Origin of the sequence: Variovorax sucrosi (genome assembly GCF_051216635.1) — a bacterium.
Taxonomy (GTDB): Bacteria; Pseudomonadota; Gammaproteobacteria; order Burkholderiales; family Burkholderiaceae_C; genus Variovorax.
The window spans coordinates 199,826-224,345 of sequence record NZ_JBPJZU010000003.1; the positions used below are offsets into that span (position 1 = coordinate 199,826).

Annotated in this window: 25 protein-coding genes; 12 read left to right on the forward strand and 13 right to left on the reverse strand. The window is 68.3% G+C overall.

All coding sequences use genetic code 11. The features are described 5' to 3' along the window. Positions 1 to 51: 51 nt before the first annotated feature. Genes ACSFBE_RS06940 through ACSFBE_RS06955 form a run of 4 tightly spaced genes read right to left on the reverse strand, consistent with a single transcriptional unit; the run spans position 52 to position 2,983 of the window. Positions 52 to 1,239 carry a vWA domain-containing protein gene (locus tag ACSFBE_RS06940; protein WP_435489652.1) on the reverse strand — a complete coding sequence of 396 codons (1,188 nt, stop codon included), beginning with the start codon at positions 1,237 to 1,239 and terminating at the stop codon, positions 52 to 54. Between the two features lie 34 nt (positions 1,240 to 1,273). Further along, entirely contained in the window at positions 1,274 to 1,870 is a 597-nt protein-coding gene (locus ACSFBE_RS06945) for a GNAT family N-acetyltransferase (RefSeq protein WP_435489653.1), read from the reverse strand. Between the two features lie 2 nt (positions 1,871 to 1,872). After that, the gene (locus ACSFBE_RS06950) at positions 1,873 to 2,115 is read right to left on the reverse strand and encodes a hypothetical protein (protein WP_286539386.1); all 243 of its coding nucleotides are present in this window, start codon (positions 2,113 to 2,115) and stop codon (positions 1,873 to 1,875) included. A 13-nt stretch (positions 2,116 to 2,128) separates the two neighbouring features. After that, positions 2,129 to 2,983 (reverse strand): AAA family ATPase, encoded by an 855-nt coding sequence (locus tag ACSFBE_RS06955; protein ID WP_435489996.1) that lies wholly within the window; start codon positions 2,981 to 2,983, stop codon positions 2,129 to 2,131. Between the two features lie 151 nt (positions 2,984 to 3,134). On the opposite strand from ACSFBE_RS06955, the gene ACSFBE_RS06960 reads away from it, so the two are divergent. The 3 genes from ACSFBE_RS06960 (at position 3,135) to ACSFBE_RS06970 (ending at position 5,869) form a co-directional block, all read left to right on the forward strand. Then, entirely contained in the window at positions 3,135 to 3,821 is a 687-nt protein-coding gene (locus ACSFBE_RS06960; protein ID WP_435489654.1) for a c-type cytochrome, read from the forward strand. Between the two features lie 242 nt (positions 3,822 to 4,063). After that, positions 4,064 to 4,996: a shikimate dehydrogenase family protein gene (locus tag ACSFBE_RS06965; protein ID WP_435489655.1), complete on the forward strand. Its 933-nt coding sequence runs from the start codon at positions 4,064 to 4,066 to the stop codon at positions 4,994 to 4,996. A gap of 39 nt (positions 4,997 to 5,035) precedes the next feature. Next, on the forward strand, positions 5,036 to 5,869 hold the full coding sequence (locus tag ACSFBE_RS06970; protein ID WP_435489656.1) for a shikimate dehydrogenase family protein: 834 nt from the start codon (positions 5,036 to 5,038) through the stop codon (positions 5,867 to 5,869). Here ACSFBE_RS06970 and ACSFBE_RS06975 read toward each other — a convergent pair. Continuing rightward, positions 5,866 to 6,645 carry an IclR family transcriptional regulator domain-containing protein gene (locus tag ACSFBE_RS06975; protein ID WP_435489657.1) on the reverse strand — a complete coding sequence of 260 codons (780 nt, stop codon included), beginning with the start codon at positions 6,643 to 6,645 and terminating at the stop codon, positions 5,866 to 5,868. The two genes, ACSFBE_RS06970 and ACSFBE_RS06975, sit on opposite strands and share 4 nt — an antisense overlap. A gap of 139 nt (positions 6,646 to 6,784) precedes the next feature. Between ACSFBE_RS06975 and ACSFBE_RS06980 the strand changes: the two genes are divergently transcribed. Both ACSFBE_RS06980 and ACSFBE_RS06985 read left to right on the forward strand, forming a co-directional pair. Next, positions 6,785 to 8,659, forward strand: coding sequence for a bifunctional sugar phosphate isomerase/epimerase/4-hydroxyphenylpyruvate dioxygenase family protein (locus tag ACSFBE_RS06980; RefSeq protein WP_435489658.1), 1,875 nt, complete (start codon positions 6,785 to 6,787; stop codon positions 8,657 to 8,659). 28 nt (positions 8,660 to 8,687) lie between these two features. Continuing rightward, a complete protein-coding gene (locus ACSFBE_RS06985) occupies positions 8,688 to 10,100 on the forward strand; it encodes an MFS transporter (RefSeq protein WP_435489659.1) in 1,413 nt (470 codons plus the stop codon). A 74-nt stretch (positions 10,101 to 10,174) separates the two neighbouring features. On the opposite strand, the gene pcaG is transcribed toward ACSFBE_RS06985, so the two are convergent. Then, positions 10,175 to 10,780, reverse strand: coding sequence for a protocatechuate 3,4-dioxygenase subunit alpha (gene pcaG, locus ACSFBE_RS06990; protein WP_435489660.1), 606 nt, complete (start codon positions 10,778 to 10,780; stop codon positions 10,175 to 10,177). A 17-nt stretch (positions 10,781 to 10,797) separates the two neighbouring features. Beyond that, entirely contained in the window at positions 10,798 to 11,529 is a 732-nt protein-coding gene (gene pcaH, locus ACSFBE_RS06995) for a protocatechuate 3,4-dioxygenase subunit beta (protein WP_435489661.1), read from the reverse strand. Positions 11,530 to 11,626: 97 nt separating this feature from the next. Here pcaH and ACSFBE_RS07000 point away from each other — a divergent pair, with 97 nt between their 5' ends. Next, on the forward strand, positions 11,627 to 12,595 hold the full coding sequence (locus ACSFBE_RS07000) for a LysR substrate-binding domain-containing protein (protein ID WP_435489662.1): 969 nt from the start codon (positions 11,627 to 11,629) through the stop codon (positions 12,593 to 12,595). Here ACSFBE_RS07000 and ACSFBE_RS07005 read toward each other — a convergent pair. Continuing rightward, the gene (locus ACSFBE_RS07005; protein WP_435489663.1) at positions 12,582 to 13,013 is read right to left on the reverse strand and encodes a DUF1841 family protein; all 432 of its coding nucleotides are present in this window, start codon (positions 13,011 to 13,013) and stop codon (positions 12,582 to 12,584) included. The two genes, ACSFBE_RS07000 and ACSFBE_RS07005, sit on opposite strands and share 14 nt — an antisense overlap. 35 nt (positions 13,014 to 13,048) lie before the next feature. After that, entirely contained in the window at positions 13,049 to 13,837 is a 789-nt protein-coding gene (locus ACSFBE_RS07010; RefSeq protein WP_435489664.1) for an IclR family transcriptional regulator domain-containing protein, read from the reverse strand. 119 nt (positions 13,838 to 13,956) lie between these two features. Here ACSFBE_RS07010 and ACSFBE_RS07015 point away from each other — a divergent pair, with 119 nt between their 5' ends. From ACSFBE_RS07015 to ACSFBE_RS07040, 6 genes are all read left to right on the forward strand, one after another. Next, a complete protein-coding gene (locus tag ACSFBE_RS07015; protein ID WP_435489665.1) occupies positions 13,957 to 14,658 on the forward strand; it encodes a 3-oxoacid CoA-transferase subunit A in 702 nt (233 codons plus the stop codon). Further along, the gene (locus tag ACSFBE_RS07020; protein WP_435489666.1) at positions 14,655 to 15,317 is read left to right on the forward strand and encodes a 3-oxoacid CoA-transferase subunit B; all 663 of its coding nucleotides are present in this window, start codon (positions 14,655 to 14,657) and stop codon (positions 15,315 to 15,317) included. The genes ACSFBE_RS07015 and ACSFBE_RS07020 overlap by 4 nt, the downstream gene beginning before the upstream one ends. A gap of 53 nt (positions 15,318 to 15,370) precedes the next feature. Continuing rightward, a complete protein-coding gene (gene pcaF, locus ACSFBE_RS07025) occupies positions 15,371 to 16,579 on the forward strand; it encodes a 3-oxoadipyl-CoA thiolase (protein WP_435489667.1) in 1,209 nt (402 codons plus the stop codon). A gap of 14 nt (positions 16,580 to 16,593) precedes the next feature. Further along, positions 16,594 to 17,322 carry an SDR family NAD(P)-dependent oxidoreductase gene (locus tag ACSFBE_RS07030; RefSeq protein ID WP_435489668.1) on the forward strand — a complete coding sequence of 243 codons (729 nt, stop codon included), beginning with the start codon at positions 16,594 to 16,596 and terminating at the stop codon, positions 17,320 to 17,322. A 159-nt stretch (positions 17,323 to 17,481) separates the two neighbouring features. Then, positions 17,482 to 18,474: a Bug family tripartite tricarboxylate transporter substrate binding protein gene (locus tag ACSFBE_RS07035; RefSeq protein WP_435489669.1), complete on the forward strand. Its 993-nt coding sequence runs from the start codon at positions 17,482 to 17,484 to the stop codon at positions 18,472 to 18,474. Positions 18,475 to 18,539: 65 nt separating this feature from the next. Continuing rightward, positions 18,540 to 19,301, forward strand: a complete 762-nt coding sequence (locus tag ACSFBE_RS07040) for a sulfite exporter TauE/SafE family protein (RefSeq protein ID WP_435489670.1) — start codon at positions 18,540 to 18,542, stop codon at positions 19,299 to 19,301. Positions 19,302 to 19,314: 13 nt separating this feature from the next. Here the strand turns inward: ACSFBE_RS07040 and ACSFBE_RS07045 are convergent, their stop codons facing one another. From ACSFBE_RS07045 to ACSFBE_RS07060, 4 genes are all read right to left on the reverse strand, one after another. Continuing rightward, complete coding sequence (locus tag ACSFBE_RS07045; RefSeq protein ID WP_435489671.1) at positions 19,315 to 19,839, reverse strand: MarR family winged helix-turn-helix transcriptional regulator; 525 nt, start codon at positions 19,837 to 19,839, stop codon at positions 19,315 to 19,317. An 11-nt stretch (positions 19,840 to 19,850) separates the two neighbouring features. Continuing rightward, positions 19,851 to 21,569, reverse strand: a complete 1,719-nt coding sequence (locus ACSFBE_RS07050) for an acyl-CoA dehydrogenase family protein (protein WP_435489672.1) — start codon at positions 21,567 to 21,569, stop codon at positions 19,851 to 19,853. A 178-nt stretch (positions 21,570 to 21,747) separates the two neighbouring features. Next, entirely contained in the window at positions 21,748 to 22,737 is a 990-nt protein-coding gene (locus ACSFBE_RS07055; protein WP_435489673.1) for a tripartite tricarboxylate transporter substrate-binding protein, read from the reverse strand. 25 nt (positions 22,738 to 22,762) lie between these two features. After that, positions 22,763 to 24,493, reverse strand: coding sequence for a tannase/feruloyl esterase family alpha/beta hydrolase (locus ACSFBE_RS07060; protein ID WP_435489674.1), 1,731 nt, complete (start codon positions 24,491 to 24,493; stop codon positions 22,763 to 22,765). Positions 24,494 to 24,520 lie beyond the last annotated feature (27 nt).

The following is a 24,520-nucleotide window of genomic DNA, read 5'->3' on the forward strand; positions in this document are numbered from 1 at the left end:
TTAATGTAACCAAAAGCACTCGTATTGTTAAAAATCTTTTCTCAACTTGCGCTACTTTGACAACATCCGCATCGCTTCTTCCAGACCCTTCAGGGTGAGCGGGTACATGCGGTTGGACATCAGCTGCTGCACCACCGAGATGCTCTGGCGGTACTGCCACACGCCCTGTGGCTCGGGATTGATCCAGGCGAACTTGGGAAAGGTGTGGGTGAGCCGCTGCAGCCACTCGGCGCCGGCTTCCTCGTTGTTGTATTCGACGCTGCCGCCCGGTTGCAGGATTTCGTAGGGGCTCATGGTCGCGTCGCCGACGAAGATGAGCTTGTAGTCCTTGTTGTACTTGCGCAGGATGTCCCAGGTCGCGAACTTCTCGGAGAAGCGACGCCGGTTGTTCTTCCACATGAAGTCGTAGACGCAGTTGTGGAAGTAATAGAACTCCAGGTGCTTGAACTCGGTCTTGACGGCCGAGAACAGCTCCTCGACGCGCTGGATGTGCTCGTCCATCGTGCCGCCCACGTCCATCAGCAGCAGCACCTTGACGTTGTTGTGGCGCTCCGGCCGCATCTTGATGTCGAGGTAGCCGGCATTGGCGGCGGTCGACTGGATGGTGTGATCCAGGTCGAGCTCTTCCTCGTGGCCTTCGCGCGCGAACTTGCGCAGGCGCCGCAGCGCGACCTTGATGTTGCGCGTGCCCAGTTCCTGGCTGTCGTCGTAGTCCTTGTAGGCACGCTGGTCCCACACCTTGACCGCGCTCTTGTTCTTGCCGGCGCCGCCGATGCGCACGCCCTGCGGGTTGTAGCCGCCGTGGCCGAAGGGCGAGGTGCCGCCGGTACCGATCCACTTGCTGCCGCCTTCGTGGCGCTCTTTCTGCTCCTCGAAGCGCTTCTTCAGCGTTTCCATGAGCTCGTCCCAGCCCATCTTCTCGATCTTGGCTTTCTCTTCGGCCGTGAACTCGCGCTCGAGCGTCTTGCGCAGCCAGTCGAGCGGCACGTCCTTGGTAAAGTCCGTGAGCACGTCGACGCCCTTGAAGTAGCCCGCGAAGGCGCGGTCGAACTTGTCGTAGTGCTTCTCGTCCTTCACCAGCGCGGTGCGGCTGAGGTAGTAGAAGTCGTCGAGCCCGCAGGCATCGTCGGAATTCGGCCCCACCACGTCGGCCTGGAGGGCCTCCAGCAGCGTCAGGAATTCCTTGACCGACACCGGCAGCTTGGCGGCGCGCAGGGTGTAGAAGAAATCGATCAGCATGGCGGCTCCTTGCGCTCGTCGTCGGGCGTTGCGGTCAGTGGCGCGGCTTGTCCAGCAGGTACAGCAGCTGGGCCTTTACCTCCGGCCATTCGCCGACGCTCAGGCTGTACATCACCGTGTCGCGGATGGTGCCGTCGCGCCGCAGCGCATGGCCGCGGATCACGCCGTCCTTCTTGGCACCCAGGCGCTCGATGGCGCGCTGCGACGCGAAGTTGAAGTTGTCGGTGCGCCAGCCCACCACGTTGCAGCCGAGCGTGTCGAACGCGTGCGTGAGCATCAGCAGTTTGCAGGTGGTGTTGACGTGGGTGCGCTGGCAGCGTTTGGCATACCAGGTGTAGCCGACCTCGACCCGTTTCACTGCCGGAAGGATGTCGTGGTAGCTGGTGCTGCCGAGCACCGTGCCCGTGGCTTCATCGGTGACGGCAAAGGCGAAGCGGTTGCCGGCCTCCCGCATCTGCAGCGCGGTTTCGATGTAGCCGCGCGTGTCTTGCGGCTCGGGCACCGAGGTCACACGGATCTGCCAGAGCTCGCCATCGGCGGCTGCGGCGCGCAGGCCTTCTTCATGCGCCAGGGCCAGCGGCACCAGCGCAATGCCGCGCGAAGAGAGCGTCACGGGTTCGACAAATGCCAATCTCAACTCCTCGGGTCGCCGTATTTGCGCTTGTACAGGGCGCGTGCAATTTGCACACCGGCGCCGCCGCCGATGCCGATCAGCAGGATGCCGAAGATCGTGCTGTTGCCGTAGCCGGCGCCCAGCGCATCGAGGCCGAGCATCAGCCCCACCCAGCGGCCGAGCAGTGCGCCACCCAGGAACAGTGCGGCCTGTGCCACGCCAAGCAGCAGCAGCTGCTTCGTCGGATGCGGGGTTGCGCTCATCGTTTTGGCGGGTTCAACGGTTGTTGCGTTGCATGAACACGAGCTTTTCGAACAACGTCACATCCTGTTCGTTCTTGAGCAGCGCGCCCACCAGTGGCGGCACCGCCACCTTGTCGTCCCTGCTCTGCAGCGCTTCGAGCGGGATGTCCTCGGCGACCAGCAGCTTGAGCCAGTCGAGCAGTTCGGACGTGGAGGGCTTCTTCTTCAGGCCCGGCAGGTTGCGCACGTCGTAGAAGGTCTTCATCGCCGCGGCGAGCAGGTCCTGCTTGAGCGTGGGGAAGTGCACCGCGACGATGCTCCGCATCGTGTCCGCATCGGGGAACTTGATGTAGTGAAAGAAGCAGCGGCGCAGGAAGGCGTCGGGCAGTTCCTTCTCGTTGTTGGAGGTGATGAAGACCACCGGCCGGTGCTTGGCGCGAATCAGCTCCCGCGTCTCGTAGCAGTAGAACTCCATGCGGTCGATTTCGCGCAGCAGGTCGTTCGGGAATTCGATGTCGGCCTTGTCGATCTCGTCGATCAGCAGCGCCACCGGCTGCTCGGCGGTGAAGGCCTGCCACAGCACGCCCTTCACGATGTAGTTGTGGATGTCCTTGACGCGCTCGCCGCCGTCGACGTCGGCCAGTTGCGAATCGCGCAGGCGGCTCACCGCGTCGTATTCGTACAGGCCCTGTTGCGCCTTGGTGGTCGACTTGATGTGCCACTGCAGCAGCGGCAGACCCAGCGCGCTGGCCACTTCCTCGGCCAGCATCGTCTTGCCGGTGCCCGGCTCGCCCTTGACGAGCAGGGGGCGGGTCAGCGTGATGGACGCGTTGACCGCGAGCATCAGATCCTGGGTGGCAACGTAGTTGTCGGAGCCCTTGAATTTCATGGATGACATCGAGCGGGGGTGGGTGAATCGGCGCATTCGATCGGCGTTGCCGGCTGCCGGTGTCGCCAAGGCACGGGGCCGCCAGGACCCCCCGCATATAATCAAATGTTGATCTGAAAAAACTGTTTCTCCACGAGATTGTGCGCGCAAAATGAACAAGTTGTTGACCACGATGTTTGCCCTTGCTGTCGCTTGCGTGACGGTCTCCGCCCAGGCTCAGAAACTCACCGGCAGCGTTGAGAACGGTGCCAAGAAGACGGCCATGTGCGTCGGCTGCCACGGCATCATCGGCTACCAAGCCAGCTTCCCCGAAGTGCACAAGGTCCCCAAGATCGGCGGCCAGAGTGCCACCTACATCAGCGCGGCACTGGCGGCCTACAAGGCTGGCGACCGCAAGCACCCGACGATGCGCGCCATCGCCGACAGCCTCACCGACCAGGACATCGCCGATCTCTCCGCTTACTACGCGCAGCTCGGCATCAAGGAGGGCGAGGCACCACCCGCGACGCCCGCCCGGCAACCGAGCGAACGCGTCCAGGCGCTCATCACCCGCGACAAGGCGAACGCCTGCACCACCTGCCATGGCGCCAACTTCAACACCCCGAACGACGGCACCGTGGCCAAGCTGGCCGGCCAGCATGCCGACTACCTGTTCGTCGCCCTCAAGTCGTACAAGGTCGAGAGCCACGCCCAGCTCGGTCGTTCCAACGGCGTGATGGGCGGGCAGGCCAAGAAGTTCACCAACGCCGAGTTGAAGGAACTGGCCGGCTACATCAGCGCGCTGCCGGGCGACGTGAAGACGGTGCCCGAATCCCGCTTCCACACGGCCAGCAAGTAAGCCGCAGGCCGCTCCTTTCTGCCATTGCCAGGCCCGCCGCGTGCGGGCCTCGTCGTTTCCGGCGACCGGCGATCGGCGATCGAACAGGAGAAACCCTCGAACTGGTCGATCAGCGACCGATTGCGCGCGATGATCGATCGCGCTGTGCGCCCGCCGCCTCGACACGGCGGGACGCGGCCGCCTACAGTTCCGCCTGCGGTCGCCCGCAGCGCGGTCGGCCCTTTCATCGACGAGACGATCCCATGACCCCAGGCACCCACGGCATCCATCGCATCAACGGCAGCACGCAGGCCTACCTCATCCCGGGCGATCCGGTGCGCAACGTGCGGCTGCCGCGGATGTTCAACGCCGTGTTCGAGCGCTTCGACATCGACGCTGTGCTGCTGCCGATGCAGGTGCCGCGCCGTGACTTCGCCGTCTTCTTCGCGGCGGCCTTCCTGGCGCGCAACGTGCGCGGCATGCTGCTCGCGCCCCCGCACAAGGCGCTGGTGATCGACCTGCTCGATGGCTGCGGGCTGATCGGCCGCGTGGCCGGCTCGGTGAACGTGGTGCGTCGCACCGAAGACAACCGGATCGAGGGCGACCTGTTCGACGGCGAAGGGCTCGTCGGCGCGCTCGACTACTACCGCATTCCCTTCCGCGGCAAGCGCGTGCTGGTGCTGGGCGCCGGCGTGAGCGCAGCCGCCGTGGGCGTGGCCCTGGTCGAGGGCGGCGAGGTCAACGGGGTGGCGCACCTGGCCTTCTTCGACAGCGCCGCAGGCAAGGCGGCCGGCGTGGCGGCCAAGCTCGACGCCTTCTTCGATGCCGACGTGGCGGCCGTCGACAGCAACGCACCCGAAGGCTACGACCTGGTGGTGAACGCGACGCCGCTCGGGCTGAACGAGGGCGACGCACTGCCGCTCGACGTGGCCCGCATGGAGCGCCATGCCGCCGTCTTCGACATCCTGCTGCGCGGCCAGCCGACGCCGCTGGTGCAGGCGGCGCGCGCCCGCGGGCTGCATGCGCAGGCCGGCTTCGAGATGCTGATCCAGCAGATGCCGCACTACCTGCGCTACTTCGGCTTCGAGCAGGTGGCGCGCGCGCTCAGCAAGGACGCCGACTTCCTGCGCGAGCGCATCTATCCCGAGGCCATGCATGGCGAAATCCGCCAGCCGTTGCGCTACCACGCGCCCTGAGGCGCGGCATTCCGACTTCCTTCCGTTTCGACCCGCTCCATGATTTCTGGCAAGACCACCCTCATCGCCCACTTGGGCTACCCCACCGAAGCCTTCAAGGCGCCGATGATCTACAACCCCTGGTTCGACAAGCAGGGCATCGACGCGGTGGTGGTGCCGATGGGCGTCAAGCCCGATGCGTACGCCACGGTGCTGGCTTCGCTGTTCCAGTTGACGAACATCCGCGGCGCGCTCGTCACCATGCCGCACAAGATCGCGACCGTGGCGCTGATGGACGAGGTGACGCCGACTGCGCGCATTGCCGGCGCCTGCAACGCCATCCTGCTGCGGCCCGACGGCACGCTGCTGGGCGACCAGTTCGACGGCGCAGGCTTCGTGCGCGGCGTCGAGCGCAAGGGCCGGGCGTTCAAGGGCACGCGCGTGCTGGTGTCCGGCACCGGCGGCGTGGGCTCGGCCATCGCAGCGTCCATTGCGGCGGCCGGCGCGGCCGAGATCGCGCTGTTCGACGCCAGCGATGCCTCGGCCAAGGTTTTGGCTGGCCGCCTGCGCGAACACTACCCGGCGCTGACGGTGCGCACCGGCTCGAACGATCCAGCTGGCTTCGACGTGGTCGTCAACGCGACGCCGCTGGGCATGAAGGAGGGCGACCCGCTGCCCTTCGATGTCGACCGCATCGGCCCCGACACCTTCGTCGGCGAGGTCGTGATGAAGTCCGAGTACACGCCGCTGTTGCAGGCGGCCAAGGCCAAGGGCTGCGCGGTGCAGGTGGGCACCGACATGCTGTTCGAGATGATCCCGGCCTACCTGGAGTTCTTCGGCTTCGGTACTGCGTCTCCGGACGAACTGCGGGCCGCCGCGCAGTTGCGCTACTAAATGATCGGCCGCATCGCCTCGGCCACCTCGCGCAGCACCGGCAGCAGCTTCTTGCGTAAATCGTCGTCCGGGTAGACCTGCCGCTGCACGGTCACGCTCAGCGCGTACTGGCAGCGTCCCTTGCGGTCCTTCAATGCGACAGCGAGGCCGCTGAGGCCGACGTTGAGGTGCTGCTCGGCCTGCCAGTGGTCGAGCTGCCGCGCCGCCAGCACGCTCTCCCGGAAGCGGGTTGCATCGACCGGCGCCGCGCCGGTGAAGCTGGCGAAGTCGTGTTCGGCGATCCATTCTTCAAGCGCCGCGTCGTCGAAGGTCGACAGCAGCACGAAGCCCTGCGACACCACATGCGCTGGCACCCGCGCGCCGGGGTGGAAGCCGATCGACACCATGCGCGGTGCATTGCTGCGCGCCAGGTACACCACCTCGTGGCCGTCCAGCGCGCCGACATTGAGCGTCTCGCCGCACTGCATCGAGGCCCGCTGGATGTACGGCTGCACCAACCGCGGCACGCGGGCGCCCTCGAGGTAGGCCTGCCCCAGCCGCAGCACGCGCGGCAGCAGCCAGTAGTACTTGCCGTCGGTCGCCGCATAGCCGTAGTGCACCAGGCTCAGCAGGTAGCGGCGGGCTGCGGTGCGCGTCAGGCCCGCGTGTTCGCCGGCTTCGGTCGCCGTCAGGCGGGTGCGCTCGTCGGTGAAAGCCTCGATCACGCGCAGCCCCTTGCCCAGGCCTTCGATGAGGAGTTTGCGGTCGATCGGAGCGGCGTTGTCGGTGCGTGTCATGGCCTAGGTCTAACCCGAGTTTCGTGCGTATTTTGATCGCATGCGGTCGATCATCGATCGCGTCCGCGACGCATACCGTTGTCCGCGCCGCTGGGCCTTTCTAAAGTCGGTGCATGACCACCCGCCGCCACGCCTGACCATGCACCGCTCGATCGCCACGGTGTCGCTCAGCGGCACCCTGCGCCAGAAGCTCGAAGCCATCGCCGCGGCCGGCTTCGACGGCTTCGAGCTGTTCGAGAACGACTTCATCCACTTCAACGGCTCGGCCGCCGCGCTGGGCGCCATCGCGCGCGACCTGGGCCTGTCGCTCGACCTGTACCAGCCTTTTCGCGATTTCGAAGCCATGCCGGAGCCGCAGTTCCGCCGCAGCCTGGAGCGCGCCGAGCGCAAGTTCGACCTGATGCAGGCGATGGGCGCCCGGCTGATGCTGTGCTGCTCCAACACCTCGCCGATGGCCATCGACGACCCGTCGCGCGCCGCGGCGCAGTTGCACGCATTGGCCGAGCGCGCCGCGCAGCGCGGCCTGCGCGTCGGCTTCGAGGCGCTGGCCTGGGGCCGCTTCACGTCGCGCTACGGCCAGGCCTGGGACATCGTGCGACGGGCCGACCACCCGAACCTGGGCTTGATCCTCGACAGCTTCCACACGCTCTCGCTGAAGGACGACCCGGCCGGCATTGCCGACATGCCCGGCGAAAAGATCTTCTTCCTGCAGATGGCCGACGCGCCGCTGATGGCGATGGACGTGCTGCAGTGGGCGCGGCACCACCGCTCGTTCCCGGGCCAGGGCGACTTCGATGTCGTGACTTTTCTCGAGCAGACGCTGCGCGCCGGCTACACCGGCCCGCTGTCGCTGGAGATCTTCAACGACGTGTTCCGCGAGACGCCCAACCGGCGCACGGCGGTCGACGCGATGCGCTCGCTGCTGTACCTCGAGAGCCAGGTGCGCGAGCGCCTGGACGAGGCACGACCTGCCCCGGTCGCGCTGTTCAACCCGCCGCCGCTGCCGGCGCTCTCTGGCATTTCGTTCATCGAGTTCGCAGTCGACGAGGCGGCGGCCGCATCGCTCGGCGCCCTGCTGCAGCAACTCGGCTTCCGCCGTGTCGGGCGGCACCGGTCCAAGGCCGTGGTGCTGTACCGCCAGGGCGAGGTGCACCTGATCGTCAACGCGCAGCCCGACTCGTTCGCGCGCGAGCGCTTCGATGCGCACGGCGCCTCGGTCTGCGCGCTGGGTCTGCGCACGGACGCGCCGGAGGCCGCTGCGGAGCGCGCCGTCGCCATGCGCTCGCAGCCGCACCACAGCCCGGTCGGCCCGGGCGAAGTGCGGGTACCGGCAATCGTGGCGCCGGGGGGCAACCTGGTGCATTTCGTGGCGAGCGCGCTAGGTCGCGACGGTCTGTACGCCGCAGATTTCGTGCTGAACGACGCAGGCCCAGGCGAAACGGATGCGGGGCTCCTCGCCATCGACCATGTGGCTCTCGGCCTGGACATTGACCAGCTCGACACCTGGGTGCTGTTCTCGCGCGCGGTGCTCGGCATGGAACCCGGGGAGCGCCTCGAACTGGCCGACCCCTTCGGCCTCATCCGCAGCCGTGGCGTCGCCAATGCGGACCGCAGCGTGCGCCTGGTGCTCAACGTGTCGCTGAGCCAGCGCACGCGCACCGCGCGCACCCTGCGCAGGAGCGGCGGCGGCGCGGTGCACCACATCGCGCTGCGCTGCGACGACATCTTCGCGAGCGTGGCACGGCTGCGCGCCAATGGCGTGGCCTTCGTGCCGATCTCCGGCAACTACCATGACGACCTCGCCACCCGCATGGACCTCGACGAAGGGCTGATCGAACGCATGCGCGAGTCCGGCGTGCTGTTCGACCGCTCGCCCGACGGCGACTACCTCCACATCTACACCGAGAGCTTCGAGAACGGCCTGTTCTTCGAGGTGGTGCAACGCGTCGACGGCTACGACGCGTATGGCGCGACCAACGCGCCCGCACGCATGGCATCACAGGCCCAGTCATAACAACCCGATCACCGACCAGGAGACAACCATGAGCAGCATCCACTTACCCGGCGAGCCGCAAGGCAAGCACCAATCCCGAAAGGCCACCGCCAGCGGCTGGATCGGCTCGGCGCTGGAGTACTACGACTTCTTCATTTACGCCACCGCCGCGGCGCTGATCTTTCCGCAGATCTTCTTTCCGAAGGGCGACCCGCAGATCGCGATCATCGCGTCGCTCGCGACCTACGGCGTGGGCTATGTGGCGCGCCCGATCGGTGCGCTCGTGCTCGGCCACTGGGGCGACACCCACGGCCGCAAGCACGTGCTGATCGTCTGCATGTTCCTGATGGGCTTCTCGACCGTGGCCGTCGGCCTGCTGCCGACCTACGACCAGGTCGGCCTGTGGGCGCCCGCGCTGCTGGTGCTGATGCGCCTGATCCAGGGCTTCGCGGTGGCCGGGGAGATCTCGGGTGCCAGCTCGATGATCCTCGAGCACGCGCCTTTCGGGCGGCGCGGCTTCTTCGCCAGCTTCACGCTGCAGGGCGTTCAGGCCGGCCAGATCCTCGCAGCGGCGGTGTTCTTGCCGCTCGCGCACTACATGCCTGCGGACGCCTTCAACAGCTGGGGCTGGCGCATCCCGTTCCTGCTGAGCTTCCTGGTCATCGTCGCGGGCTACATCATCCGCCGCGAGGTCCACGAGACGCCTGCCTTCACCGAAGTCGACAAGAGCGGCCAGGTGCCGAAGGCGCCGGTGATCCAGGCCGTGACCGAAAGCTGGCGCGACATGCTGCGCGTGATGTGCTGCTCGCTGATGAACGTCATCCCGGTGGTCGCCACCATCTTCGGTGCGGCCTACGCGGTGCAGCCCGGCTACGGCATCGGCTTCGAGAAGGACGTGTACCTGTGGATCCCGGTCATGGGCAACATCCTGGCCGTGATCGTGATTCCGTTCGTCGGCAACCTGTCGGACAAGCTGGGCCGGCGTCTGCCGATCATCGTCGGCGCGCTGGGTTCGGGGCTGCTGTCCTTCGGCTACCTGTATGCCATCAGCATTCACAACGTGCCGCTGGCCATCGTCATGTCGCTGCTGATGTGGGGCGTGGTCTACCAGGGCTACAACGCGGTGTTCCCGAGCTTCTACCCGGAGATGTTCCCGACGCGCACGCGGGTGTCGGGCATGGCGATTGCGCAGAACATCGGCACCGCCATCACGGCCATGCTGCCGGCGCTGTTCGTGGCGGTGGCACCGCCCGGTGCGGTGAACATCCCGCTCATCGTCGGCTCGATCACGCTGGGCATCTGCGCGATCGCGGCCGTCTCGGCCTACACCGCGCGCGAAACCTCTCGCGTGCAGATGAAGGACCTCGGCAGCGTCGATGCGGTGCCCGTGCCGGCGCAGGAGTACGAGCGCCTGCGGGAACAGGCGATGAACGAGGGACGGTTGACGCGCGCCGCGGCCTGATCCTGGCGGGCACATGAAAAAGGGGCGCACCGTACGGTGCGCCCCTTTTTTTTGCTCGAGCCGTGCCGTGCTCTTCAGACGTCGAAGAACACCGTCTCGTCCGCGCCCTGCATGCGGATGTCGAAGCGGTAGAGCACCGCGCCGTCCTGTTCGACGCGCTGTGCGATCAGCGTCGGGCGGCGTGCGGCGGGCACGCTCTGCAGCACGGCGTCTTCCGCATTCGCCGCGGCCTCGTCGCTGAAATAGATGCGCGTGAAGGCATGCACCAGCAGGCCGCGCATCGTCACGATGACGTTGATGTGCGGCGCCTCGCCCGGCGCCTCGGCGCCCGGCTTGACGGTGTGGAACACGAAGCGCTTCTGCGCGTCGGTGCCGGTGCCGCAGCGGCCGAAGGCGCGAAAGCCGCGCGCCTGCGCGTCTTCCACCGATTGCGGATAGCGGCCTTCGCCGTCGGGCTGGCTGATCTCGATCATCGCGTCGAAGATCGCGTTGCCGTCGCCGTCGAACACGCGGCCTTCGAGCCGGATGCGCTCGCCCACGGCGGCGTCCAGCGCGACGGTCGCGTCGAAGGGCTGGTCGAAGTCGTAGCCGTACTGCGTGGCCGTGAGGCCGTAGGCGAAGTAGGGGCCGACCGTCTGCGACGGGGTCTGGCCGAAGTTGGTTTCCAGTGCGCTCATCATGGTGGGAGTCTCCTGCTTCAGCGGTTTTCGAAAGGCGTCTCGTCGGCACCGCGCAGCACGATGTCGAACTGGTAGCCCAGCGCGTAGTCGGGCTCGGTGATGTCGAGGCTGAAGTCGGCGATCAGGCGGTTGCGGTACTTCTCGGGCGTGCCGGTGACCATCGGGTCGTATTGCAGCAGCGGGTCGCCGGGGAAGTACATCTGCGTCACCAGCCGGCTCGCGAAGTGCTGGCCGAACAGCGACAGGTGGATGTGCTGCGGCCGCCACGCGTTGGGGTGGTTGCCCCACGGGTAGGCGCCCGGCTTGATGGTGAGGAAGCGGTAGCGGCCTTCGTCGTCGGTCAGGCAGCGGCCGGCACCGAGGAAGTTCGGGTCGAGCGGCGCGTCGTGCTGGTCGACCTTGTGCACATAGCGGCCCGAGGCGTTGGCCTGCCACAGCTCGACCAGCGTGTTGCGCACCGGGCGGCGACGCTCGTCGAAGACCTGCCCGGTGAGGATCATGCGTTCGCCGATCGGCTCGCCGTTGCGGCGTGCGTTGCGCGTGAGGTCGTGGTCGAACTCGCCGATGCTGCCGTGGCCGTACACCGGCTGCTGCAGTTCGCCGAGTGACGCCTTCAGCGGGATGAGCGGCTGCAGCGGGCCGCGCTTGGCCGTCGACTTGTAGCCGGGGTAGATGTACGAGGGGTGGCTCTTCCAGTCGCGCGGGTCGAGCGTGCGCAAGGCGGCGCCGGAGGTGGCGGGTGGGGTCATGGGTGTCTCCATCGTCGGGGGGAACTCGCACTCTATTCATGCGCGATGTTGATGTAAATTGACCATTCTGTGATTTCTCATAACCAGCGGTAATTCGATGACGACGCCTTCCGAGGTCTTCGCGCGCGGCGTGCAGCTGCGGCATCTGCGCTGCCTGGTGGCGGTGGCGCAGGAGCGCCACCTGGCGCGCGCGGCGGAGCGCCTGTCGCTGAGCCAGCCGGCCATGTCGAAGACCCTGGCCGAGCTCGAGGCGCTGGCCGGCATGCGCCTGGTCGAGCGCGGCGAGGCCGGGCGGCGCGGCATCCAGCGCTTCACCGTCGCAGGCGAACAGCTGCTGGCCCACGCGTTGCGCGTGCTCGAAGCCATTGACGCCGGCGCGCAGTCGCTGCGGCCGGACGGCGGCGAGCGCGTCGAGCGCCTGCGCGTCGGGGCGTTGCCGAGCGTCGCGCCGACGCTGCTCGTCGATGCGCTCCTGGCGCTGCGCGAACGCATGCCGGCGCTGCAGGTCGAGGTGCGCACCGGCGTCAACGCGGTGCTGTTCGATGCGCTGCGCGCCGGCGAGCTCGACCTGGTGTGCGGCCGCATGAGCGACCCGCAACGCATGGTGGGCCTGAGCTTCGAGCTGCTGTGCGCCGAGCCTCTGGCGCTGGTCGTGCGGCCGGGGCATCCGCTGGCCCGTGACGCGGCGCCCTCGGTGCAGGACGTGATGGTGCACCCGCTCGTTGTCTACAGCGAAGGCACGATTCCCCGGCACCACACCGAGAGCCTGCTGTCGGGCCTCGGGCTGCGGCTGCCGGCCACGCACACGCAGACGCTCGACCTCGCGGTCGCGCGGGCGCTGGTGCTGCGATCGGATGCGGTGTGGTTCACGCCGGCCGGCGCGGTCCGCGACGAACTGCTGTCGGGCGCGCTGGTGCGGCTGCGCGTGGCCACCGCCGGCACCGAGGAGCCGGTCGGCCTGCTGTTGCGCAGCGGCGTGGAACTGTCGGCGGCGCAGCGCACGCTGGCGGCCCTGCTTCGCGACGCGGCACCGGCCCACGCGGCCGCGCTGGTCAGTCGCGGGTAGCTCTGCGCTGCACGCAGTCGACGTACGCCTCGCCATCGGGCGGGCGCCCGGCGCGCTGGGCCTCCCACATCATCCGGCCGAGGCATTCCATCGCCGCGTGATGGGCGTCGAGCAGCGAGCTGCGGGCCGCCAGCAGTTCGACCGCCTGGCGGATGCCGCGGGGCTGGTCGATGGAGCATTGCTCGCTGATCGACAGGTGCATCGACAGATGCAGAAACGGGTTCTCCTGCCCGTCCTTGCCGTCGTACACGCGGGTCACCGCGGCGTCGGCATCGGCCAGGTCGGCGTGGTATTCGGGATGCGCGTCGATCCAGCCGGCGGCGATGGTCTCGAGCGCTTCCATCGGCAGGCCGTCGCGGTGCTTCGCGTAGACATTGCAGAAGAAGCGGCGCACTTCTTCCTGGGTGGGATTGAACATGATTCGCTCGAGGGTAGCACCGGCCGCGTGGTGCGTCAGAGCAGCCGCGAAATCTCCGCCGCCGCCGCACGCAGCCCCGGCAGCATCGTCTCCTGCATCACCTTCGCGCTGGTGCGGTTGGCCTGGCCGCTGACGTTGAGCGCGGCCACGGTGCGGCCGTTGCGGTCGGTCACCGGCGCGGCGATGGAGATCAGGCCTTCCTCCAGCTCCTGGTTCATCAGGCACCAGCCCTGGCGCCGCGCCTGCGCGACCTTCGCGACCAGCGTGTCGACGTCGGTGATGGTGTAGCGGGTGAGCGCGGTGCGCTCCGACGCCTCGAGCCGCTCGCGCACCGTGGCCTCGTCGAGGTCGGCCAGCAGCATGCGGCCGAGCGAGGTGCAGTAGGCCGGCAGCCGCGTGCCGACCGCGAGGTTGATGCGCATGATCTTGTGCGTCTGCACGCGCAGCACGTAGACGATGTCGGTGCCGTCGAGCACCGCGGCCGAGCACGATTCCTTCACCTGCCGCACCAGCGCTTCCATCACCGGCTCGGCGCGGTTCCAGATCGGCATCGACGACAGGTAGGCGAAGCCGAGCTCGAGGATGCGCGCCGTGAGCGCGAAGCGCTTGCCGTCGGTCTCGACATAGCCGAGCGATTGCAGCGTGAGCAGGATGCGCCGTGCGCCGGCGCGCGTGAGGCCGGTCGCGGCGGCGACCTCGCTGAGCGTCTGGCGTGGCGCGGTGGCGCTGAAGGAGCGGATCACCTGCAGCCCGCGCGCGAAGGACTGCACGTAGCTGTCGCCCGGCGACGGGGCGGTTTCCTCTTCTTGTCTCGTGTTTGCCATCAGTGGCCTTTGTTGTTTAGAATTCATTATAAGAACAAATGTTCGACATACGAACAAATAGAGAGCCCCCCTCCGAGTGTCATGCTCGGCTTCTCCATCCTTCACCGGAGACAGATTCCATGATCGACAAGATCGCGCCTTCGATCGCCGATGCCATGTCCGGCATCCAGGACGGTGCCACCGTGCTGATCGGCGGCTTCGGCACCGCCGGCATCCCCCTCGAACTCATCGACGGCCTGATCGAGCAGGGCGCCCGGGACCTCACGGTCGTCAACAACAATGCGGGCAACGGCGAGAGCGGCCTGGCGGCGCTGCTCAAGGCCGGCCGCGTGCGCAAGATCATCTGCAGCTTCCCGCGCCAGGTCGACAGCCAGATCTTCGACGGCCTGTATCGCAGCGGCAAGCTCGAACTCGAACTGGTGCCCCAGGGCAACCTGGCCGAGCGCATCCGCGCCGCCGGTGCCGGCATCGGCGCCTTCTTCTGCCCGACCGGCTACGGCACCGAACTGGCCAAGGGCCGCGAGACGCGCGAGATCGACGGCAAGCACTATGTGCTGGAGTACCCGATCTACGGTGACGTCGCACTGGTGAAGGCCGAGACGGGCGACCGTTGGGGCAATCTGACCTACCGCATGGCCGCGCGCAACTTCGGCCCGGTGATGGCGATGGCGTCGAAGAAGACCATCGCGACCGTGCATGAGATCGTCGAACTCGGCGCGCTCGACCCCGAGAGCATCGTCACCCCCGGCGTGTTCGTGAAGCACGTGGTGAAGATCGATCGCGTGGCCACCCAGGCCGGCGGTTTCAAGAAGGCGGCATGACCATGAGCACGACCACTGCAACTTACCAACGTCGCACCAAGGACCAGCTCGCCGCGCGCGTGGCGCAGGACATCTTCGACGGCGCCGTCGTCAACCTCGGCATCGGCCAGCCGACGCTGGTGGCCAACCACCTGCCGGCCGGCCGCGAGATCGTGCTGCAGAGCGAGAACGGCATCCTGGGCATGGGCCCGGCACCGGCTGCCGGCAGCGAGGACTACGACCTCATCAATGCCGGCAAGCAGCCCGTCACGCTGCTGGCGGGCGGCTCCTTCTTCCACCATGCCGACAGCTTCGCGATGATGCGCGGCGGCCACCTCGACATCTGCGTGCTCGGCGCCTTCCAGGTGTCGGCCACCGGCGACCTGGCGAACTGGAGCACCGGCGAAGAAGGCGCCATCCCCGCCGTCGGCGGCGCGATGGACCTCGCCATCGGCGCGAAACAGACCTGGGTCATGATGGACCTGCTGACCAAGGCCGGCGTGAGCAAGATCGTTCAAGCGTGCAGCTATCCGCTGACCGGCATCGGCTGCGTGAAGCGCGTCTACTCCGACCTCGCCACGCTCGAATGCACGCCCGACGGGTTGAAGCTGATCGATGTCGTCGACGGCCTCACGCACGCCGAACTCGAGACGCTGATCGGCCTGCCGATCGCCGCCTGACCGCACCACGCGGCACCCTGCGGCGCCACCCGACACCACCAAGGAAGAGACACATGAGCAACAAGCAAGCCTTCATCTGCGACGCCATCCGCACCCCCTTCGGCCGCTACGGCGGTGCGCTGTCCAGCGTGCGCACCGACGACCTCGGCGCGATCCCGCTCAAGGCGCTGATGGAACGCAACAAGAACGTCGACTGGCAGGCCGTGGGCGACGTGCTCTACGGCTGCGCCAACCAGGCCGGCGAAGACAACCGCAATGTGGCGCGCATGTCGGCGCTGCTGGCCGGCCTGCCACTGGAACTGGGCGGCGCGACCATCAACCGCCTGTGCGGCTCGGGCCTCGACGCGGTCGGTTCGGCCGCGCGCGCCATCAAGGCCGGCGAAGCGGGCCTGATGATCGCCGGCGGCGTCGAAAGCATGAGCCGCGCGCCCTTCGTGATGCCCAAGGCCGAGTCGGCCTTCAGCCGCGCCAACGCGGTGTACGACACCACCATCGGCTGGCGCTTCGTCAACAAGCTGATGAAGGCGCAGTACGGCGTCGACTCGATGCCCGAGACGGCCGAGAACGTCGCCACCGACTACAAGATCGAGCGCGAGGCGCAGGACCGCATGGCGCTCGCGTCGCAGCAGCGCGCCGTCGCTTCGCAGAAGTCCGGCTTCTTCGATGCCGAGATCGTGCCGGTGACGGTTCCGCAGAAGAAGGGTGACGCGATCATCGTCAGCAAGGACGAGCATCCGCGCGAGACCAGCATGGAGTCGCTCGCCAAGCTCAAGGGCGTGGTGCGCCCCGACGGCACCGTGACTGCCGGCAACGCCAGCGGCGTGAACGACGGTGCCTGCGCGTTGCTGCTGGCCGACGAAGCCAGCGCGGCCAAGCACGGCCTGACACCGCGCGCCCGCGTGGTCGGCATGGCGACCGCCGGCGTCGCGCCGCGCGTGATGGGCATCGGCCCGGCGCCCGCCACGCAGAAGGTGCTGGCGCTGACCGGCCTGACGATCGACCAGATGGACGTGATCGAACTCAACGAAGCCTTCGCGGCCCAGGGCCTCGCGGTGCTGCGCCTGCTCGGCCTCAAGGACGACGACGCCCGCGTGAACATCAACGGCGGCGCCATCGCGCTGGGCCACCCGCTGGGTGCCAGCGGTGCCCGCCTCGCGACCACCGCCATCAACCAGCTGCACAAGCAGGGCGGCCGCTACGCGCTGTGCACGATGTGCATCGGCGTGGGCCAGGGCATCGCCGTGATCCTCGAACGCGTCTGACAGAGAAAGAATCCATGAGTCCACAAGAAGTCGCCCTGGTCACGGGCGGCAGCTCCGGCATCGGCCGGGCTACCTGCGAGGCGCTGCTGGCGCAAGGCCGCACCGTCGTCAACCTCGACTACAACAAGCCGGACTGGAGCCATGCCAACCTGGTGTCGCTCCAGGCCGACCTGACGAAGGAAGCCGAAACCCAGGCGATTGCGCAGCAGATCACCTCGACCTATGCCGTCACGGCGCTGGTCAACAACGCGGGCGCCACGCGCCCCGGCACGATCGACACCGCGACGATGGCCGACCTCGACTATGTCGTGGGCCTGCACTTCAAGGCCAGCATGATCCTGATCCAGGCCGCGCTGCCGGCGCTGCGGGCGTCGGGCCACGGCCGCATCGTGAACGTGGCGTCGCGCGCGGCGCTGGGCAAGCCCGAGCGCATCGTCTACTCGGCCACCAAGGCCGGCCTGATCGGCCTCACGCGCACGCTGGCGATGGAATTGGGCGGCGACCAGATCACGGTGAATGCCGTGGCGCCGGGCCCGATCGCGACCGAATTGTTCCGCAAGAGCAACCCCGAAGGGGCGCCGCAGACCCAACGCATCATCGACAGCATCGTCGTGAAGCGCCTCGGCACAGCGGACGACGTGGCGCGCGCCACGATGTTCTTCCTCTCGCCCGACAACGGCTTCGTCACCGGGCAGGTGCTCTATGTGTGCGGCGGCACGACGCTGGGTGTCGCGCCGATCTGAACGGTCCGGGCTCCTGTCCCCTCCGCGGGCGAATCTTTCGCCAATTCTTTCCGGTGCAGCCCTCAAGTTCTCAGGGTAAGTGCCGATATAGAACCTGTTTCGTCCGCTTCGCTCCAGGCGCATGGCCGCCTGTGTTTCCATCTTTCCCGAGGATTTCCCATGTCTGCACTGAATCGCCGTACCTTCGCGCTTGCCACCGTGGCTGTCGCCAGCGCGTTGTCGCTGGCCCCCCTGGCCGCACAGGCACAGGCCGCCTTCCCGAGCAAGCCGATCACCATCATCGTGCCGTTCTCGGCCGGTGGTACCACCGACATCCTGGCCCGCGTGGTGGGCCAGTTCATGAGCACCGACCTCGGCCAGCCGGTGGTGGTGGACAACCGCGCCGGGGCCGGCGGCAACATCGGCGGCCAGGCTGCGGCACGCGCCACGCCCGACGGCTACACGATCTTCATGGGCACGGTGGGCACGCACGCCATCAACCAGTCGCTCTACAAGAAGATGCCTTTCGACCCGATCAAGGACTTCGCTCCGCTGTCGCGCGTTGCCATGGTGCCGAACCTGCTGGTGGCCAACCCGTCGCAGCCGTACAAGAACGTCAAGGAACTGATCGCCTACGCCAAGGCCAACCCGGGCAAAGTGAACTTCGGTTCGTCGGGCGCCGGCAGCTCCATCCACCTGTCGGGTGAACTGTTCAAGCAGATGGCCGGAGTCGACATGCAGCACGTGCCGTACCGCGGCAGCGCGCCCGCCGTGTCCGACCTGCTGGGCGGTCAGATTTCGATCATGTTCGACAACATGCCTTCGGCGATTCCCCATGTGAAGGGCGGCAAGCTGCGTCCCCTGGCCGTGACGACCGCCAAGCGCTCGCCGGCCCTGCCGGACGTGCCGACCATCGCCGAATCCGGCGTGCCCGGCTATGAAGCGACCTCGTGGTTCGGCCTGCTGGCCCCGGCCGGCACGCCGGCGCCGGTCATCGCCAAGCTCAACGCGTCGATCCTCAAGGCGCTGGCCAACCCGGAAGTGAAGAAGAAGCTGGCCGAGCAGGGCGCCGAACCCGCTGGCGAGAAGCCGGAGCAGTTCGCTGCCTTCATCGTGGCCGAGACCGCCAAGTGGGGCAAGGTCGTGAAGGAATCCGGCGCGACCGCCGACTGACCTTCTCCCTCTGAGCGTGTGAGCGGACGGGAGAGAATCCCCGGCTTTGTCCCAGAGACCGAGCCTTGACCTTTCCCGTCATCACCGACCCGTTCTTCTACGCGGTCGCCGTCCCCGCCGTGCTGCTGCTCGGGATCAGCAAGAGCGGCTTCGGCGCCGGCTTCGGTTCCCTGGCGGTGCCCATGATGGCGCTGGCCGTGACCGTGCCGCAGGCCGCGGCCATCCTGATGCCGGTGCTGCTGCTGATGGACCTGCTGGGCATCGCGGCCTTCCGCAAGGATTTCGACCGCCGCCTGCTGCGCTTTCTCATCCCCTGCAGCCTGGTCGGTGTGTTGCTCGGCGCCTTGCTGTTCCGCGTGCTGTCGGCGCACATGGTGTCCGGCATCGTCGGCGTCTTCACGCTGCTCTTCCTGGCGCAGCGCCTGGTCTTTCCACCCAAGCCCGGCGACGCGCCGCCGCCGCGCGCGGTCGGTGCCGTGCTGACCGCGCTTTCGGGCTTCACCAGCTTCATCGCGCATGCCGGCGGCCCGCCGCTCAATGCGTACCTGATTCCGCTGCGCCTCACGCCCGTGGCCTTCACCGCCACCGTGGCCTACCTGTTCTTCGTGGTGAACCTGGCCAAGTGGGTGCCGTATGCGTGGCTCGGCCTCATCGACCTGCGCAACATGGCGACCTCGCTCATGCTGCTGCCGATCGCGCCGCTGGGCGTGTGGATCGGCATCCGCATCGCACGGCGCATCGACCCGGTGTGGTTCTACCGCTTCGTCTACCTCGGCATGCTGCTGGCGGGCCTGAAGCTGCTGTGGGACGGCTTCATCGCACCCTGAGCGGCGGCGTATTTCAGAGGTAGATCTTCTGCAGCAGCCGGATCAGCGTGTCGCGTTCACGCTCGGTCAGGCGTGCGCTGGCATCCTGCTCGAGTTGGATGACGGCCTCTTCCGCCTGGGCCACCAGCTGGTGGCCGGCCGGCGTGAGGTGCAGGCCCAGTGCGCGGCGGTCGTGCGGATGGGGCCGGCGCTCGATGAGCCCGCGCCGATCCATGTCGGCGACGATGTTGACGAAGTTGGGCGGCAGGATCTCCAGCGTCGCGCACAGCTGGCGCGAGGTGGCGCCGGGGTTGTGTTCCAGCAGCGAGAGCACCGAGAAGTCCACCGGCTTCATGCCGTAGACCGCCATGCGTTCGGCGAAGGTCGCGCTGATGACGAGGTAGGCGCGGCGGGCGTTGTAGCCGACCAGGCCCTCGAGCACGCGGCTGTCGAGCGGCTCGGGCCCGGCGTTGCCGTTCGGCGCGGTGGCCGCGGGCGCTGAAGAAACGACGGAAGCTATGGAAGCGGCGCTCTTGCGCGGTCGGGGTGCGGTGGCCATCGGCCCCGAGCCTAGCGCATCGCCCCGGCCTGCAGCGCGATCGCCTCTTCGCAGGCGCGTTTGACGATGCCGGCCCGCATCTCGAACTCCGGCAGCACCCAGCGCCGGAACGCTGCGGCCGCGCGGGCATGGCCGTCGTCCGCGCCCGGCGCCTGGTCGATGCGCGCCCAGGCCCAGGCCAGCATCGCGAGCATCACCAGCCGCAGGTAGTCGTCGGCCACTTCGTAGGCCAGGCGCGGGCGGGCGTGCGCGGCCATCGCGAGCTGGGTGGTGAGGTAGCGCAACTGGGCCAGGCGGCGCTGCACGTCGGCGTCGGCGTCGCGCGAGGCGTCGAGTTCGTTGCGCAGCGCGAGCAGCGTCGCGGCCAGGCCGGCACCGGCGTCCGGCAGCACCTTGCGCACCAGCAGGTCGATGGCCTGGATCTCGTTGGTGCCCTCGTAGATCATCGTCACGCGCGCGTCGCGCACGATCTGCTCGATGCCCCACTCGCGCACGTAGCCGTGCCCGCCGAAGACCTGCAGGCAAGCGCTGGCGCCTTCGAAGGCCTGCTGCGTGCAGGCGGACTTGAGCACCGGCGTCACGTAGTCGCACCACTGCTGCGCGGCGGCGCGGAGGGTGGCGTCGGCGCCATGGCGGGCGATGTCCAGCTGCATCGCGGTGCGGTAGGCGATGAGGCGCGCGCCGTCGATCCAGGCGCGTTGCGTGTCGAGCACGCGCGCCACCGCCGGGTGTTCGCCGATCAGGCTCGGCTCGGTGCCGGTGTGTCCAGGCGCCCGCATCTGGCGCCGCTCGCGCGCATAGGCGTCGGCCTTCTGCCAGGCGGCGTCGAGCAGGCCGATGCCCTGCAGCGCCACGTGCAGCCGGGCGGCATTCATCATCACGAACATGGCGGCCAGGCCGCGGCCGGGCTCGCCGACGAGCCAGCCGGTGGCACCGTCGAAGCGCATGACGCAGGTCGGGCTGCCATGCAGGCCCATCTTGTCCTCGATGCGCTCGCAGTGCACCGCGTTGCGCGTCCCGTCGTCCAGCCGCTTGGGCACCAGCGCGAGCGACAGCCCCTTGGCGCCGGCCGGTGCATCGGGCAGGCGGCACAGCACCAGGTGCACGATGTTGTCGGTCAGGTCGTGTTCGCCGCCGGAGATGAAGATCTTGGTGCCGGCCACGCGCACGCTGCCGTCGGGTTGCGGCTCGGCGCGGGTGCGCACCTGGCCCAGGTCGCTGCCGGCCTGCGCCTCGGTCAGGCACATGGTGGCCAGCCATTCGCCGCTCGCGATCTTCGGCAGGTAGCGCTGCTTCAGCGCCTCGCTGCCGTGGTGGCGCAGGCACTCGAAGGCGCCATGCAGCAGGCCCGGCGCCATGGTGAAGCCGTGGTTGGCAGCGGCCAGCCACTCGTACAGCACGGCCTCCAGCACCGCGGGCAGGCCCTGGCCGCCGTCTTCGACCGGCACCGCGAGGCCGGGCCAGCCACCGGCGACGAGGGCGCGGTAGGCCTCGGGGAAGCCGGGCGGTGTCTGCACCGCGCCGCCTTCGAGCCGGCAGCCGACTTCGTCGCCAACGCGCTGAAGTGGCGCGACGACGTTCGCTACGAAAGTCGCGGCCTGGTCCAGCACCTGGCCCTGCAGTTCGGCGTCGAAGTCAGCGAAGGGCGGCAGCGCGGCCAGCTGGCGCGGCGCTTCCAGCACGGCTTCGAGCAGGAAGCGGGTGTCTTCGGTGCGGGGTCGGTAGGTCATCGGTGGGGGTGGTGGTGCGGTGAGTAGTGCGTGTCAGTTTTTCATGGTGCTGCGCGCCTTCCACGACGCATGAACCAGCACGGCCCATGCCAGGGCACCCGCGGAACTGGCTCTGCCAGACCGCTGGGTGCGCCCCCTTGAGGGGGGGCGCCGAAGGCGCATCGGGGGTGTTTCATTCCTAGGATTCGGCGGTGAAGCCGATCTGCTTGACCAACGGCGCCCAGCGCTCGAATTCCGCCTTCTGGTCGGCCGCCATCGCCTGGGCACTGCTGCCGTGCGCCAGCAGGCCGACCAGCGCGAGCGAGTCGATCACCGCCTTGTCCTTGAGCGCCTGGTTGATGGCGGCGTTGGCGTTGGCCAGCGTGGCCGCCGGGGTGCGTGCCGGCGCATAGAAGCCGAACCACTCTTCCGACGTGACGTCGGGGTAGCCCAGCTCGGTGAAGGTCGGCACCTCGGGCAGGTAGGGCGAGCGCTGCCTGCCCGAGGTGGCCAGCACCCGAACGCGGCCGGCCTTCATGTACTGCAGGTAGTCGCCGCTCGGGTTCATCGCGGCCGATACCTGGCCGCCGACCAGGTCGGTGATGCTGGGCACCGTGCCGCGGTAGGGCACGTGGCGCAGCGCCACGTCGGCGCGCAGGCCGAGCAGCGCGCCCAGCAGGTGCGGCATCGAGCCGGCCCCGGGCGAACCGTAGTTGGCCTTGTCCGGGTTGGCCTTGGCCCAGGCCAGGAAGTCCTTGAGCGTCTTCACTTCTGCGGGTACTGCCGGGCCCACGGCCAGGCCATGGAACATCACCGCACCGATCGAGACCTGCGTCACGTCCTCCGGCTTGTAGCTCAGCTTGGGGTAGATGTGCGGGTACACGGCTAGGGCCGACACCGGCGCCAGTGCCAGCACCGAGCCGTCTGCCGGCGAGGCCTTGAGCGTCTCGATCGCGATGCGGCCACCGGCGCCCGGCTTGTTCTCGACCACGCCGGGGTTCTTCGTGTAGGCGGTGCCGGCCAGCTTCTCGGCCACGCGGCGGGCCACGCTGTCGCCGGCGCTGCCGGGCGGGAAGCCGTAGAGGATCTTCACCTGGTCGAGCCCCTGGGCCCGCGCCGAGAACGGCGCCAGCGTGCCGAGGACGGCGGCGCTGCCGAGGGTGTGGAGGAAGTGGCGGCGGTGTGGCATGGCGTTGTCTCCTTGGATGAATGGTTCAGCGGCAGCTGAAGCTGGCGGCGTCTTCGAGGCTGCCTGCACCGTTGTAGCGGGCGACTTGCGGATAGGGGCACAGCGGCCGGCTGCGGTTGGGCGCCCAGCTCGCCGGCACGTCGGCATTGACGCCGCCGGCGTTGCCCGCACCGCGTGCGGTGGCGACGACCCGCTCTGGCGCCTGGCCCTGCTCGACCCAGTTCACCAGCGCGCTGAGCATGTCGAACTGTTCGGTGGCGGGGCCGCCACTGCAATGGTTCATGCCCGGCACCAGGTAGAGCCGCGCGAAGTTGGCGGCGTCGCCCGCGTTGTCCTGGCGCAGCTTCTGGTACCAGTCGACCGAGTCGTCGCTGGAGAAGATCGGGTCGGAGCTGCCGTGGTAGACCATGATCTTCGCGCCGCGCTGCTTCAACACCGGCAGCTTGCCGTAGTTGGGCGGCGTCATGAAGGAGAGCGCGTTCTCGGTGTAGACCGCGTTGGTCGCCTGGATCTTCGCCAGCATGCTGTCGAGATTGCCGCTGAGCGAGAAGGCCGGGCCGTTGAAGCCGGTCGGGTTTTCCGGCGGCACCTGCCACACGAACCCCACCGCACCCGAATCCAGGTTGAGCGAATTGGCGAACTTCCAACCGGCCCAGCCGCCCGTGGCCAGACCAGCGTCGTAGGGGAAGCTGGCGTAGATCGTCTTGCCGCTGCCGGTGGACGCGCCCTGGAAGAGCCCGGCGATGCTGCTCTTCTGCGCCGTGCTCAGGCAGCTGCCGTCGCGCGCGCCGCTGCATGTAGGCACGTCACGGGCCAGGTCGAAGCTCGCCTGACAGGCCGCCGTGTCCTGCACCAGCCCGTCGCTGGCGCCGTCGAGCGCATCGCACTTCGCCAGCACGGCCTGGCTCACCAGCGCGCGCTCGGGCTGCGTGAAGCCGGTGGCCAGGTCGCCGGGCGTGGTGGCGAGGCGGTTGTACGCCTGGGCACCGGCGATGTTGGCGACGGCGGCCAGCGGCAGGCGGGTGCCGGGGTTGCCCGCCAGCACGCCGTCGTACTGGTCGGCGTAGCGCGAGGCGGCGACCATCGCATGGCGTCCGCCGTTGGAACAGCCGCCGATGTAGGAGCGGTCGGGTGCCTTGCCGTAGGCCGCCTGGATCGCGCCCTTGGCCATCGGCGTGAGCGTGCCGACGGCGCGGTAGCCGTAGTCGAGGCGGGCCTGCGGGTCGAGGCCGAAGAAGGGGCCCAGCGCGCCGGCGTGGCCGGCGTCGGCGCTCAGCACCGCGAAGCCCATGTTGAGGGCGTTGTTCAGCGGGCCGCCGCCGCCGATGCCGCCACTGGCGACGCCGATGTTGCCGTCGAGTCCGCCGTTGGCCTGGTAGAAGAAGCGGCCGTTCCAGTTGCGCGGCAGGCGCATCTCGAAACCGATGGCATAACTGCGGCCGTCGACGGCGCTCACCCGATCGTTCATGCGGCCGGTCACGCGGCAATGCTCGCCGACGTCCTGGCCGGCGATCTTGAGCGTGCCGGCCGGCACCAGCGCGGCACCGGTCACGGTGGTCGCGGCGAAGCTGAACCGGCTCGCGAGCTCGGCACAGGATTGCAAGGTGGCCGGCGTGGCGGCCGACAGGCGCGGCAAGGGTGCCGCCTCTGCCGCCGAGGAGCTGCCACCGTCCGACCCGCCGCCGCAGGCGGCGAGCAGGGCGAGGGGCGACGCGAAAGCCCACTGACGCAGGCGCGAAGAAATCTCGATCGTCATGCTGTGTCTCCTTTTGGGGGTGAGCCC

Coding starts and splice junctions, on each gene's coding strand:
- ACSFBE_RS06970 (WP_435489656.1), top strand. CDS start 5,036: ATGATTTCTGGCAAGACCACCCTCATCGCCCACTTGGGCTACCCCACC.
- ACSFBE_RS06960 (WP_435489654.1), top strand. CDS start 3,135: ATGAACAAGTTGTTGACCACGATGTTTGCCCTTGCTGTCGCTTGCGTG.
- ACSFBE_RS06965 (WP_435489655.1), top strand. CDS start 4,064: ATGACCCCAGGCACCCACGGCATCCATCGCATCAACGGCAGCACGCAG.
- ACSFBE_RS07020 (WP_435489666.1), top strand. CDS start 14,655: ATGACCATGAGCACGACCACTGCAACTTACCAACGTCGCACCAAGGAC.
- ACSFBE_RS06955 (WP_435489996.1), bottom strand. CDS start 2,983: ATGAAATTCAAGGGCTCCGACAACTACGTTGCCACCCAGGATCTGATG.
- ACSFBE_RS06985 (WP_435489659.1), top strand. CDS start 8,688: ATGAGCAGCATCCACTTACCCGGCGAGCCGCAAGGCAAGCACCAATCC.
- ACSFBE_RS07030 (WP_435489668.1), top strand. CDS start 16,594: ATGAGTCCACAAGAAGTCGCCCTGGTCACGGGCGGCAGCTCCGGCATC.
- pcaG (WP_435489660.1), bottom strand. CDS start 10,780: ATGATGAGCGCACTGGAAACCAACTTCGGCCAGACCCCGTCGCAGACG.
- ACSFBE_RS06980 (WP_435489658.1), top strand. CDS start 6,785: ATGCACCGCTCGATCGCCACGGTGTCGCTCAGCGGCACCCTGCGCCAG.
- ACSFBE_RS07055 (WP_435489673.1), bottom strand. CDS start 22,737: ATGCCACACCGCCGCCACTTCCTCCACACCCTCGGCAGCGCCGCCGTC.
- ACSFBE_RS07050 (WP_435489672.1), bottom strand. CDS start 21,569: ATGACCTACCGACCCCGCACCGAAGACACCCGCTTCCTGCTCGAAGCC.
- pcaF (WP_435489667.1), top strand. CDS start 15,371: ATGAGCAACAAGCAAGCCTTCATCTGCGACGCCATCCGCACCCCCTTC.
- ACSFBE_RS07045 (WP_435489671.1), bottom strand. CDS start 19,839: ATGGCCACCGCACCCCGACCGCGCAAGAGCGCCGCTTCCATAGCTTCC.
- ACSFBE_RS07000 (WP_435489662.1), top strand. CDS start 11,627: ATGACGACGCCTTCCGAGGTCTTCGCGCGCGGCGTGCAGCTGCGGCAT.
- pcaH (WP_435489661.1), bottom strand. CDS start 11,529: ATGACCCCACCCGCCACCTCCGGCGCCGCCTTGCGCACGCTCGACCCG.
- ACSFBE_RS06940 (WP_435489652.1), bottom strand. CDS start 1,239: ATGCTGATCGATTTCTTCTACACCCTGCGCGCCGCCAAGCTGCCGGTG.
- ACSFBE_RS07015 (WP_435489665.1), top strand. CDS start 13,957: ATGATCGACAAGATCGCGCCTTCGATCGCCGATGCCATGTCCGGCATC.
- ACSFBE_RS06975 (WP_435489657.1), bottom strand. CDS start 6,645: ATGACACGCACCGACAACGCCGCTCCGATCGACCGCAAACTCCTCATC.
- ACSFBE_RS07005 (WP_435489663.1), bottom strand. CDS start 13,013: ATGTTCAATCCCACCCAGGAAGAAGTGCGCCGCTTCTTCTGCAATGTC.
- ACSFBE_RS07060 (WP_435489674.1), bottom strand. CDS start 24,493: ATGACGATCGAGATTTCTTCGCGCCTGCGTCAGTGGGCTTTCGCGTCG.
- ACSFBE_RS06950 (WP_286539386.1), bottom strand. CDS start 2,115: ATGAGCGCAACCCCGCATCCGACGAAGCAGCTGCTGCTGCTTGGCGTG.
- ACSFBE_RS07035 (WP_435489669.1), top strand. CDS start 17,482: ATGTCTGCACTGAATCGCCGTACCTTCGCGCTTGCCACCGTGGCTGTC.
- ACSFBE_RS07010 (WP_435489664.1), bottom strand. CDS start 13,837: ATGGCAAACACGAGACAAGAAGAGGAAACCGCCCCGTCGCCGGGCGAC.